This is a genomic window from Anaerolineales bacterium (genome assembly GCA_015075625.1).
Taxonomy (GTDB): domain Bacteria; phylum Chloroflexota; class Anaerolineae; order Aggregatilineales; family UBA2796; genus UBA2796.
Map to the genome: position 1 here is coordinate 629,001 of JABTTZ010000001.1, position 13,673 is coordinate 642,673.

3 protein-coding genes are annotated in these 13,673 nt (G+C 56.2%); 2 read left to right on the forward strand and 1 reads right to left on the reverse strand.

Features of this window, described 5'->3' with window-relative positions; translation table 11 throughout:
• Positions 1 to 27: 27 nt before the first annotated feature.
• Positions 28 to 8,616, reverse strand: a complete 8,589-nt coding sequence (locus HS103_02705; protein MBE7511713.1) for a hypothetical protein — start codon at positions 8,614 to 8,616, stop codon at positions 28 to 30.
• A gap of 149 nt (positions 8,617 to 8,765) precedes the next feature.
• Here HS103_02705 and HS103_02710 point away from each other — a divergent pair, with 149 nt between their 5' ends.
• On the forward strand, positions 8,766 to 9,890 hold the full coding sequence (locus HS103_02710) for a protein kinase (GenBank protein MBE7511714.1): 1,125 nt from the start codon (positions 8,766 to 8,768) through the stop codon (positions 9,888 to 9,890).
• A gap of 31 nt (positions 9,891 to 9,921) precedes the next feature.
• Positions 9,922 to 13,662: a GAF domain-containing protein gene (locus HS103_02715; GenBank protein ID MBE7511715.1), complete on the forward strand. Its 3,741-nt coding sequence runs from the start codon at positions 9,922 to 9,924 to the stop codon at positions 13,660 to 13,662.
• Positions 13,663 to 13,673 lie beyond the last annotated feature (11 nt).

A 13,673-nucleotide genomic window follows, 5' to 3' on the forward strand; every position in this document is an offset into this window, starting at 1 on the left:
GTGACCCGCCCAAACCAGCGAGACAGCTTATTTATCGCCCGCCTCTGGCGCTTTGGACTTTCTGGTGCCCTTTTGGGGCGTTTCGGCATCGCCGTTTGTGCTGGCACTGCCGTTGCCTGTTGCCTCGCCTTCCTGTTTTGCTTTCAGTTCGGCAAGGATCGCTTCCTCTTGCGCTTTGAGTTCTTCCTCAGAGAGCTTGTATTTATCAAGATTCGAGTCGTCGCCTTCAATGGCAGCGAAGGGATCAACCGTCTGCTCTGCCTTCAGCGCCTCTTGTTCCGCCTTCAGCTTCGCAACCTCAGCGGGGTCGCTGCCGGCGGAGGGCGTGACGATACGCATACTGGGCGAGATCATTCCGCCGGGCATCATCGGTTGAGCGCCACTCGCCATCATTGCCAGTTGTTCTTCATAGGCAGCCATTAAATCGGGACGGCTGTGGATGTACCAGGCGGCTTTTGTGCCGCCAGCACGTTCGATGCTTTGCTGCACCCAACTATCGAGCGCATCTTCCATCGTCATGGTTGATTCTTGGGGGGTGGCAATCTGGAGCAGGCTTGCCTTCCCTGAACGGACGAGGAAACCACGTCCGGGGGGGAATTCCTCTTGCCCACCGCCGCGCACGCGCCCGCCAAGCTGCCCTGCCGATTCACCAGAGTCCAAGCCCACACCGAGGCGTGGAGCGAGGGCCTGCCGAATGAAATCATCCAGTTGGCGCATGATTCCTGAGGATGCCGAAAGGACGACATGGAAGCCATCCGTGCCATATTTGCGGGTGATGTCCGACATGTCTTTATAGAACGTGCTGCGGGAGGTGATCCCTGAGCCAAAGACATTGGTGAACTCATCGTAGTTATCGATGATCATGTAGATTTCGGGGCGCGGGTGGGTCTTGTAGTCCCGATCCTCGGTCATGTACTCTGTTTGGAGGTACTTAACGACGCGCTCCATCGCTTCTTGGGTTGCCACACACTCTAAGACATGGGGAATATCCGCCATCGTCTTGCGCCCACCATAACGGAACAGGCGTTGAGAGAAATCGACAAGAATGATCATGACCTCTTGCGGGGTGTACATGGTCGCCATGGAGAGCGCCCACGTCCGCAAGAAGGTTGTTTTCCCCGACAGCGGCGCTCCAAGCGTGACAAAGTGCGGTCCGCGTGCGGCGAGATCGACGGTCAAGGTGCTGAGATCGGAGTCCATCAAGCCCAGATGGGCGGCGACACGCGCTGGGCGCTTCGCCGGAAGGACACTGCGCAGCGGAATGACCGTCCGCAGCACGTCGATCTTGCTTGGCAAGGGTTGGTCGCCCCACGCCGCTTTCAGTTTGGCGATGAGCGCTGAGAGTTTCTTGTTGTCGTCTAAGCCTTCGGCACGTTCTTCTGCCGTCGCTTTGACGATCATAGCGACTTGCATTTCCAGCGGCGAACGATCCACGGCGATAAAGCCGCGCCCCGCCACTGGGGGCAAATCTCCAATCGGGCGTCCGACGATGCTGCTGTACTCGCCAAAATCACTCAACTTCAGGGACATGCGTTCCGTCAGCAGGCTATAGATTTTGCCGGGGACAGAGTTTGTCTGTTCCGCCGTGATCACCAGATGGAGACCGTTGGCACGAGCATCGCGCATCATGCTGATCAGTTCGACCATCTGCGGCTCATAGCTTTCCTTGAACTCGGCAAAGTTATCGCAGACGATCAACATCGCGGGAATTGCTTTGTCGGGGTTCTGGGCGTTGTAAGCGTAGAGATTTTCCGCCTTCGCCTCACTTAGCACCTGCTTGCGGTAGTCCAACTCGTTGGCGATTTTACGCATCATCCGCATGACGCGCTCATCTTGGGCGGGTTGGATCGAGGCGCCTACGTGGGGCAGTTCGGTCAGAATATCCAAGCCACGTCCGCCAAAGTCGAACATGTAGACTTGCAGTTCTGCCGGGCTGTGCGTTGCGCATAAGCCGGTGATCAGCGAACGGAGGAAGGTTGTTTTCCCGTAACCAGACGTGCCGAAGATCACGGCATGACCGCGTGTAAGATTCAAGTGCAGGTGAACTTGTTCGGCAGAAATTGGGTTATCGACCAAGCCGATGTTGATGCGCATCGCCTCGGTTTCCCAGTTGATGCCATGCCAGCCATTCCCGCCCTCGTTCCATTCGATCACCTGTGGGAGCAACGGCAGCAGTTTGTTCTTGGCAAAGTCTTTCACCAAGCGGTCTTGTGTCACCGTCAGAATTTCCGGCAGTGGATCGGGGTAGGGCTTTGGCTGTTTTTGGAATTCTTCGGGACTCTCCTGCTGCATGTGATGCATCATCAGCGTCAGCACGTCAGAGAGCGGCAGATCGCCACCGCTGGCGGCGAAGTCTTCCTCGTATTGTGGGTCTTTCAGATACTCTGGCAGCGGACCTCGGTAGGGACCTCCAGCACGGGCAACTTGCATCAATTCGATGTTGTCGTTGCCCACTTGGACAAACCCACGTCCGGGGATGCTGTTTGGCAGCGAGGCGGCGTCGGGGCGTTTCAACAACTCCCGCGAGTCCTCGCCAGATTCCACGCGGAGGCAGATGCGCCACTTCATGTTGGAGCGCATTTGGTCGGTGACGACACCCGCCGGGCGCTGCGTCGCCAAGATCAACGAGAGTCCCAGCGCACGTCCCAACCGCGTGATGGAGTCGAGGCTTGCCTTGAACTCTGGGTTTTCCTTCACCATTTCGGCAAATTCGTCCACAATCACAAAGAGGAAGGGGTAGGGCTTGTGCGTCTTGTCAAAGCCCTTTGAGCGGTATTCGACAATGTGCTTGGTGCGCTTTTCCGCCAACATGACCGAACGGCGGTTCATTTCCGCCCGCATTGCGGTGAAGGTACGCGCCCCGGCCGTCCCTTGCAAGTTCGTGATGATGTCTACGGCGTGGGGCAGTTTCTTGAAGGGGTCAAACGCCGTACCACCTTTGTAGTCGGCAAGGATGAAGTTCACTACTGAGGGGTCATAACGCATTGCCATGCCCGCCACCAGCGTTAACAGAAGTTCAGATTTCCCCGAACCGGTAGTCCCTGCCACCATCCCGTGTGAGCCGTCGGCGTTCGCCTCAAACTTCAGGCTGCGAACTTTGTTGCCCGTCACCAGCCCAATGGGGGCGACCATCCAATCAGCATTTTTGGGGATGGTGCTTTCGCGCCACCAATCTTCGATGGGGAATTTATCGACGGTATCGAACGTTGTGTTATAGAGCAGGGCGAACAATTCCGAGAGCGAGAGCGCCTTGACCAGATCGATGCTCAGCGGACGAGGTTTGCTACCCCACGCATCGCGCATTTTCAAAATGAGCTTGCTCAGCTTCTTCGTATCGTCCAGACCCGCTTGGGATTCTTCGGTGGTGACGATCATTGGCAAGGCAACGTGCATTTCCAGCGGCGTGTTTTCCAGCGCCACATAGCCACGTCCGGGAAGGTCGGGAAGCTGCATTGCCGCCCGCCCAACGACCATGCCATATTCGCCCACATCTGCCAGTTTGAAGGTCATCCGCTCCGTCAGTTGGTTGAACAGCTTGTTCGGGATCACCCCTGCCTGCTGTCCGGTGATGATGAAGTGAATACCATTTGAACGGGCGTCACGGATGATGGAGGTTAAGTCCGCCATCAGCGGTTCATAGTTCTCTTTGAACTCGGCAAAGTTATCGATCACCACCAAGATGGAGGGAATCGCTTTGTCGGGGTTCTGCGAGTTGTAGCGGTAGATGTTATCTGCACGCGCTTGGGAGAGGATCGTCTTGCGCACGTCCATTTCGTCGTTCAGACGACGCAGCAGGGCGGTGACGCGATCATCTTCGCTAGGGGCGACGGACGAGGCAACATGGGGCAGATCAGTGAGGACATCCAAGCCCTTGCCGCCAAAGTCCATCATGTAGACGTTCAGTTCTTGTGGGCTGTGCGTAGCGCACAGGGCGGTGACGATGCTCCGCATGAGGATCGTCTTGCCCCACCCAGACGCGCCGAAGATGGCGGCGTGTCCGCGTTGGAAGTCAAAGAGCAAGGGCAGCTGCCGTGCCTGCATGGGGTGGTCAACCAGACCAACCCGACAGCGCATGGCATCGTCCAGCCAATTGATCCCCTTCCATTCACCGCGCCCTTCCCACCAATCGTTGAGGGAGGGGACGAGCGGCAATAGGGGGTTATCCATGCTTTGGTGCGGGATTTCAGGATCGTTCAGGGCAAAGCGTGCTGGCAGCGGATCAGGGTAGGGTTTGATCTGCTTCGGCACTTCGTCGCTGTGTTCTTCTTGCAAGCGCTTCATCATCAGCGTCAGCAAGTCTGAGAGCGCCGGGGCGTTTTCCGCCGAACGGGTCTTTGTAGAGGTTTCTCCTTCTTCGCCCACTGTCTCACGCATGAACTGAGGGAGTGGTCCCAAGTAAGGTCCACCAGCGCGGGCAACCTGCATCAACTCGATGTTGTCGTTTCCCACCTGCAAGTAGGCGCGTCCGGGGATGCTGTTGGGAAGGAAGGCGGCGTCGGGACGCTTGAGCAACTCACGGGAGTCCTCGCCCGTCTCCACGCGGAGGCAGACACGCCACTTGATGTTCGCCCGCATTTGGTCGTTCACCACACCAGCGGGGCGCTGCGTCGCCAAAATCAGGGTCATGCCCAACGCCCGACCCAAGCGGGTAATTGAGTCCAAACTGGCGACGAATTCGGGGTTTTCTTTCACCATTTCAGCGAATTCGTCCACAATCACAAAGAGGAAGGGGAACGGCTCACGAGTGACGTGGAAGTTCTTTTTACGGAATTCCACAATGTGCTTGCAGCCCGCCCCTGCCAACATGACCGAACGGCGGTTCATCTCCGCCCGCATTGCCGTGAAGGTACGCGCACCTGCCGTCCCTTGCAAGTTCGTGATGATGTCTACGGCGTGCGGCAACCCTTTGAAGGGGTCAAACGCCGTACCACCTTTGTAGTCGGCAAGGATGAAGTTGACCACCGAGGGGTCATAGCGAAGCGCCATGCCCGCCACAAGGGTTAACAGAAGTTCGGATTTCCCCGAACCGGTGGTCCCTGCCACCATCCCGTGTGAGCCATCGGCGTCGGCAGAGAAGATCAGCGTGCGGACTTTGTTGCCCGTCACCAGACCAAGCGGCGCACGCATCCATGCCGAGCTTTCCGGCTTACGGCTTGCCCGCCACCAATCCATGATCGGGAATTTCGCCACATCATCATAAACGGTGTTATCTTGGAAGCCAAGCAGTTCCGTCAGCGAGAGCGCTGTTGAAAGGTCGATGGCAAGCGGGCGTGGGTTGTTGCCCCAGGCGGCGTCCATCGTCATCATCAGTTTGGAAAGTTTCTTGCCGTCGTCAATGCCTTGTTCAAGTTCTTCACGGGTGGCAATCACTGGCATGGCAATTTGCATTTCCAGCGCTTGGTTTTCGTGGTTAACAAAGCCGCGTCCGGCAATATCGGAGAGCGGGATTTGGGAGCGCCCGACCACAGAGGCGTAATCGCCATCGGCAAGTTTCAGCGTATAGCGTTCGGTCAGGTTGTTATAGAGCTTGCTTGGCACGGTGGCAATTGTCTGTGCCGTCAGGATGAAGTGAATACCTGCTGACCGTCCATCACGGGTGATAGCGATTAGGTCTTGGATATTCGGCTCAAAACTTTCCTTGAACTCAGCGAAGTTATCGATGATCGCCAAGATGGAAGGAATCGGCTTTTCGGGATGCTGGACGTTGTAGATATAGATATTGTCGGTGCGGGCTTGGGCAAGGATTGCCTTGCGCTGTTCAAGCTCGTCCGTCATGCGGCGGATGAAGCCCATGACGCGATCATCTTCCGAAGGTTGAATACAAGCGGCAACTTGCGGAAGGTCGGTCAGAATGTCCAACCCCTTCCCGCCAAAGTCAAGCATATAGACGTGGAGTTCACGGGGGGATTGGATCGCCGCCAGCGCCGTTACAACGGTGCGGACGAAAACAGTTTTCCCCCATCCCGACGCCCCAAAGATAATGGCGTGACCGCGTGCTAAATCGACCGTGAGGGCGAATTGTTCGGCGTTGCCCGGGTTATCGACAATACCGACAGTTGCCCGCATCGCCCGCTTTTCCCAGTCCACGCCGTTCCACGATCCTTCGCCTTCTACCCAGTCGATCACAGCGGGGCTGAGCGGAAGGAAGAGACTCGGCTCAACATCGGTAGGCAGCCGCTCTTGGGTGAGCGAAAGCCGCGTGGGAAGCGGATCGGGCCACGGTTTCTTCTGTGGCACAATGTCATCGTTTTCATCAGCGATCTGGTGCATCAGTTCGACAAGCACATCAGAGAGCGCTTTTGCTTCCACCGAGGGTCCGCGATCTTGCTTGTCTTTGCGGCTGCTCTCGCGGTTGAACCAAATCACCGGCGGTTCGGTGTCTACCTGCGGTCCGAGGTAAGGTCCTCCGGCGCGGGCAACCTGCATCAACTCCACATTGTCATTGCCCACCTGCAAGTAGGCACGTCCAGGGATGTTGTTGGGAAGGAAGGCAGCGTCACTGCGTTTGAGCAGTTCGCGGGAGTCTTCCGCCGTCTCCACACGCAGGCACACCCGCCATTTGATGTTCGAGCGCATCTGGTCGGTGATCACACCTGCCGGACGCTGCGTCGCTAGGATCAGCGTGACACCGAGGGCGCGTCCCAAGCGCGTGATGGAGTCGAGGTTGCCCTTGAACTCTGGGTTTTCCTTGATCATCTCGGCAAATTCGTCCACGATGATGAACAAGAAGGGGAACGGCTCACGGCTCACATGGAGGTTACGCTTGCGGTATTCGACAATATGCTTTGCTTTTGTTTCGGCAAGAATGGCGCTGCGGCGGTTCATCTCAGCTTTGGTAGCAACGAACGTCCGCGCCCCTAACGAGCCTTGCAGACTGGTCACCACGTCCACCGCGTGCGGTAGAGGACGGAAGGGGTCAAACGCCGCGCCACCTTTGTAGTCAGCGAGGACGAAGTTGATCACACTGGGGTCATAGCGAAGTGCCAAGCCGACGATCACCGTCAGCAGCATTTCCGATTTCCCCGATCCAGTCGTCCCGGCGACAAGCCCATGAACCCCGTCGGCTTGCGCCTCAAAGATCAACGAGCGGACTTTGTTCCCGCCCAACAAGCCAATGGGGGCGACCATCCATTCGGAGGCTTCGCTCTCCCGACTGCGCCGCCACCACTCAAGGATGGGGAACTTGTTCACATCGTCATAAATGGTTGTGGAGTTTGGCGCTTTTTCTTTCTCAAAGAGCGTCATCAACTCCAAGAGGGAGAGGGCGTTGGCAAGGTCAGCGCCATAGGTGGTGCGAATGACCAATGGCGCAAGTTTACGGGCGTAATCGCTCTCGGCGCGTTTGGCGTCAATGTGATCGGAGTCGCCATCGGCGCGGAGGGTGTTCAAGCCAACCTCTGCGTAGCGGAAGACGGAGCGCCCTTCAACATCATTCACTTCGACAATCGAACGGCATTCGGACGGCACCTGATCCCGCGAGGGGACGATGAAAACAATCGCCGCGCCCAACTGCGGACCCTGTGTCATGAGGATAGAGGCGGCGGCTTCGGTGCTGACCACATTTAGCGGCGCATCTTTTGCTTCGGGGTTCAAGGCGTCTACGATCACAAGGATGAATGGAAGGGTTACATCGCCCGCATTTTCATCACCGAGGCGCTGCTGGCGTCGTTCCAGTTCGCCTTGCAGATCTGCCCACAGACGGCGTGCCTTCCGTTGTTCAAACGCCATCAAATCGCCACGTCCGGCTTCATCGCGGCTGGTGTTGCAGTGGGGCAGCCACCGCGCCCAATCCCAATCCGTTTTACGGTCTTCAGAGCCAATCAGATAGAGCCGCGCATCATTGGGGGAGTGGAAGGCGGTGAAGTGGGTCAGTACGGCGCGGACAAAATCGGAGGTTTTCCCCTTCTCGCCAGCGATACCGAAGGCATAACGCCCCGGTGCTTTCAGCCGTTCGCCCAAGCGGATTGCCTCATCATCTTCGGGCGTTTCCCCGACGCGGGGGCGCAAGGGAATGGCAATCGGCACATCGCGGACAATCATCGAATCCTCGCCCAGTTTAATCGCGTCAAAGACGAGCGGGGAGTCGGCGTTATCGGCTTGCGGCGGTTTTAGGATAAAGGTCGAAGGGATCGAACCAATGCCAACACGGACATGACCAAAATCGTTGTCATAGGGGCGGCGTTCCCAAAGACGGGTATCGGGAGTGCTGCCGTCAACCCCATTCACCAAACGCAGGACAGCTTCAGTATCAAGATAGTTATGCGTATAGAAGGCACGTTGGCGATCATGCATTTCTTGCATTTGTTTGCGCAGTTCGAGCAGGCGGCGGCGATAAATTTCATCGCGTACCCCCTGGAGCTTTCGCGCTTGGAAAAACTGATAAAGGGAGAGACCTGTTGTTGCCCCAACGGACAACACCATAGGCAGCACAAAGAGAAAACTGCTGCCCCCGCGCCCACCGCTAACCATGACATACCCAAAGATGGTAATCATTGGAACAATCATGGTGAGCAGGTTTTGTCCGCCTTGCTCACGCTGCGGTGGGTTTGGAATTTGCACCTCGCCAACCGGAAGTTCCGGTTGAATACGCGGTGGGCGGCTGATATATTTCGGCATATACGGCGCGTCCTTCCAGCCTAGCTTGACACCAGAGACAGTCGGTAGTACCTTCAGGAAAGGTCTGTAGCCTCCTACTATGGATCACTTAGGGGGCTTTGTCAAACGGGGCTTGAAAGGGATCAAGGCGATCACAGAAGGGCAAGGGCATGAAACGTTACGATGTGGACACAACAGCAATCACCCCCATGTTCAATGTATGGGGGCCCAAACGCGATTCCAAACCGGGGCTGATGTCCGTGATCTTCGATCACGGCGAAGCGATTGGCGATATTGAGATTGATCGCCTCCTCTATGTCTACCGCACTGGGGCGCTTTACGAAGCGAAGCGGATGGTTATTGGGAAGGGGCGGGGGGCGGGGCTGACAGAAGAGCGCGTGCTGCTCAAGGTTGCCCATAACGATGCTGGCGATCAATTGAAAAAAGAAGCGACACTGCTTGCTAAATTGCAGCAAGAACGCCAACATCCGATGCTGCCTGTGCTGCTGCCTCCCTATCAATTTTCCGATGGGAAACAACAGCGTGCCTATGGGAAAACAAGTGTTGGCGGGGATACCAAATACTATGTTGTTTATAAACAGGCGGAGGGAACATCCCTTCGGGAGATGTTGATCAAGAATCCCCAGCCATGGTATCAGCACGCCGCATGGATTACTATTCAGCTTGCCGACGCCATTCATTTTATTCATGTCAAAGCGCAAACGTTGGTCATGAATATCAACCCCGATGGGATCATGATCCGCACCGACAAAGATGGTATTCCACGCCCGCTGCTGACCGATTTAGGCACGCTTGCCGACCCAGGCAATATGGATTGGGAAATGGCAAAGCGCTTTATTCACCCATCCTACATCGCCCCCGAACTACTCCTCGGCGTTGCGGGCGCTCCGTTTGGCGCACAGACGGATGTCTATGGCTTGGGAACTTTACTGTATGAAATGTTGATGGGACGCCCAGCGCACCCCTTCAAACTTCGTGAGCCAGAGGATGTGCAAACGTCCGTTTTGAAAGACATGCCGCCGCCCCTAAACCGCACCGATCTTTCCTCTGATCTGCCTGGAATTGTGGGCATGGCGGTAGACAAAGCGCCTGCCCGCCGTTACCCCGACGTGCGCACCTTTGCCAAAGAACTGCGCACAAAATTCGGGGAAGTTCCGGCGGAACGTCCGAAGCGCCGGTTCCCGCGCCGCGTTGTGGCGGTTTTCGTCGCTATTGTCTTCTTCCTGATCGTTTGGACGATGCTCATGGCATTTACCGGCGCAAGTTTAGGATAGTCTAAGATAGGGTAATTCAAAACAGCCAGCCATGACTGACCACAATACCCCCGTTGGGCTTGATTTGGAAAGCTATTTCGCCAAGCTCATGGAGCGCCTTCGGGCGATTTTCCCGTGTGATAGTGGGGGGATCGTCCTCGTTAATCCAGAAACGGGGGAACTTGAACCCTACACCTATTACAACCTTCCAGAGGAAATCAGCTACTTTCCGCTTGGGAAAGGTTTGGTGGGGATCGTCGCCCAAAGTGGGCAGTCTCGCCTAGAAAATGACCTCTCTGACGATCTGCGTCATTCGCCCAATGCCCGTGCTGCCATTACTGCCCCAATCCGGTTGGATCTCGAACGGCTTGGGGTGATCCTTATTGAATCGGAACAAGCCAGTTTTACCGAGCGCGATCTGGTTATCTTAGAAGGGATAGCCGATCAGGTTGCCCTTGCCTGCGACCTTGCCAGCGTGGAAGAAAACCTTGTTCAGCGCGAGGTAGAACTGACCGCCAGCGATGAATCGCTCATGCTGCGCAACGAATTCAGCCATCTTGCCACCTCGGACGAGGCACTTGAACTGCTGCTGCCCAAAATGGCGGAATATCTTGCTAACATCTTGGGCGCGGACGCCTGCGCCATGACCCTTTGGGACGATGTAAAAAACGAGCCGCAGCGCATTGCTGCCTATGGCATTGACAGTGGATTATTCCTCAGCGGGCGCAACCGTCCAAACGATTCACCCTCCCTTACCGAAGTGATGATCACGACGGGGCAAACCTATATTTACAACGAGGCGCAGACCCTTCTTGAGCAGCCCACACCGCTGATTGCTGAATTTGGCGCTCATGATCTCCTCGCTATGCCGCTCATTGCACGGGGAAAGCCCATTGGTGGGGTCTTTTTACTTCATCTCACGGTGGGAAGCCCTCCCTTCACCTTGCACGACGCGGATCAGGTTGCCTCCGCCCTCGATCAGATTGCCATGACCATTGATAATCGCCTATTGTTAGGTGATATGGAGGCGCGGCTTTCGGAGGCTACCGTCCTCCTCCAGAGCGCCCAAATTGCCTCTAGCAGTTTGGCGCTCGATGGAACACTGGATGAAATGCTCCACCTGACCCAAACGACCTTTGGCGTTCGGTTTGGGGCATTTTTGCTTTACAACCGTCGGGAAAATGCCCTCATCTTACATACAGGGCGTGCGTTCGGTATTCCGCGCCACTATGAAGGGATGCGTTTTCCAGCGAACGACCCCACCAGCCAGATTGCCATTGTCTTTAACGCGGGCAGTCCCTACATCAGCAACCGCATTCGGCGTGATGGAACGCCGCCCTTATCACCCTATGCGGAGATGATTGAATCACTAGGATTGCAGAACGTCCTCGCTGTTCCTTTACGGGTGCAAGATGCACCTATGGGTGTTTTCATTATTGCCAATAAAACAGGGGAATTCACCCGTGCTGAGGGGGAACTGCTCATGGCAATGGGCAGCCATGTGGCAGCTATGCTGCGCACGAAAGACCTTTTGGATGATACCCAAGAGCGCCTGAAAGATACCCAAGCCTTGCAGCATGTGGCGGAAATCACCGGCTCCACCCTTGATCTGGACGATATGCTGGAACGTGCCGTGCGTGAGGCTGCCTCTCTGATGGAGGCGGATGGGGCGCTGCTGATGATGCCACAGCGGGAAGGGGGAGACGCCGAAACGCTCATCCCCCATGCCAAATCGTGCTTTGGGATTGCCACTCAAAGCCCGTTCATGCCCCTCCCCTCCGATGTTGAAAGGCGCATGAAACAAGCCTTCCAAACGGGGCGCCCCGATCTCGATAATGAACTTACCCTTGAGGGAAAACGCTACGGGTTTGTCATTTTTCCCCTGAATCGTCGTCAGATGCCTTTAGGGGTTATCGGCTTGATTCGCCAAGATGATACCCCCTTAGATGATGCCCATGTGGACATGATACGCGCCATTGCTACACAAATTGCCACCAGCATGGAAAATACGAAACTCTTTGCCACCGAGCGCAAACGCGCTGACATGACCGCCCTTGTCAACCAGATTAGCCAAGAGCTGAGCGCCACCCTCAGCCTGAGTGAACTCTCTCAAAAAATTGTGAACGCCATTCATACTCGTTTTGGCTACGAAACGGTCAACCTCGTCTTGTTGGACGATATGCTAGGCAAGGCGGTGTGTCGTGCCACTGTTTCCTCTGTCTCTCACGGCGGTATTCCTGAAGGCTTTAGTTTTTCCTTAGCAGAGGGTGTCATTGGGCTGGCAATGGTGAGCAATGAAGTGCAAGTGATTGCCAACCTTGCCGAAGACACGACCCTGCCGCTGCCCGGTCTGCCGACCCCGCAGATGGGTAGTATGTTGGTGCTGCCGCTGCGGTATGGCAACCGCATCCTCGGTGCGCTGGAACTGATGACCGTCCGCATCGATGGGTTTGATGCGATGGACTGCCTTGTCATGGAAAATTTGGCAGGGCAAATCGCCGTGACTATTGAAAACGCACGTCTCTGGGATCAGGTGCGGCGGCGCTTGCTAGAACAAAGCATTGTCCATCAGATTGGGCAAGACCTCACCTCCATTTTGAAGTACCACGATTTGGTGACGGCAGTCGTGCGCCATATGAGCCGTGCGCTGGATACGGCAGTGGCACTGCTCATCGTCCGTGATGAGGACGATCAGGATACGATTGCCGCCGAATACCGGCTTTCTGGCGCACACAGCGGCAACTTGCCTTCTATGGTTGGGCGGGCGGTGCGTGATCTTCATCCCGAAGTGGCGCAGTCTGTCAACCAAAGCGTTGAGTCGCGGCGTTGGCTGATCACCACACGAGCCGATGCCCCCTCTGAAGTTGCCGCTGATTTCGCCGCCGGGGATATTTTTGCCCGCCTGATCGTGCCTATGTTTTTGGGGGAGCGTGTCATTGGGGCGGTGGTTTGGTTGGAAACACGCGAATCCCGCATGTTTTCTGATGAAGATGTGCGCTTGGCACAGACCCTAGCCACCCAAGCGGCAATCGCCCTCGATAACGCCCTCCTTGTGGAGGCAATGGCGGCACGGAATGTGGAGCTTTCTAAGGCGAACAAACTGAAAAGCGAATTCCTTGCCAGCATCAGCCACGAACTGCGCACCCCGATGAACGCCATCAATGGCTATAGCGAGATGCTCCTGCGGGGGATTTATGGCGATATGTCGCACAAACAAGTGGATCGGGTGGAACGGATTCTACGCAATGGGCGAAGTCTCCTCGCCCTCATTGATGATCTCCTTGATCTATCCAAGATTGATGCTGGAAAAATGGAACTCCGCCTTGAGGCGCTGAAACTCCACGACGAAGTGGGGGCAATCATGTACAACTTGGAGAGTCAGGCGGCGGCAAAGGGCTTGAGGCTGACCATGGAAGCGCCCGAAGACCTCCCCACCGCAAAAGCCGATCCCATCCGCTTGCGGCAGGTGATCACCAACCTTCTGAGCAATGCCCTAAAATTCACCAAAACAGGCGGGGTCTCTGTGGTGTTGAGTCTGCACCCCAATGAGGGTAGCGGCGATCTGTTATGGGTTGCCGTCACGGACACGGGCATTGGTATTCGCCCTGAAGATCATGCCATCATCTTTGATGAATTTCGCCAAGCCGACCAATCAACGACACGAGAATTTGGCGGGACAGGTCTGGGCTTGGCGATCTCACGGAAATTGGTCCAGATCATGGGCGGCGAGATTTGGCTAGAGAGTGAGGTTGGCAAAGGCAGCACTTTCACTTTCTCCATTCCGGTGGGGTGATTCCACCCCAC

Bases quoted from the DNA above. Each gene is read 5' to 3' on its own strand.
- HS103_02705 (MBE7511713.1), bottom strand. From the start codon at position 8,616: ATGCCGAAATATATCAGCCGCCCACCGCGTATTCAACCGGAACTTCCG.
- HS103_02710 (MBE7511714.1), top strand. From the start codon at position 8,766: ATGAAACGTTACGATGTGGACACAACAGCAATCACCCCCATGTTCAAT.
- HS103_02715 (MBE7511715.1), top strand. From the start codon at position 9,922: ATGACTGACCACAATACCCCCGTTGGGCTTGATTTGGAAAGCTATTTC.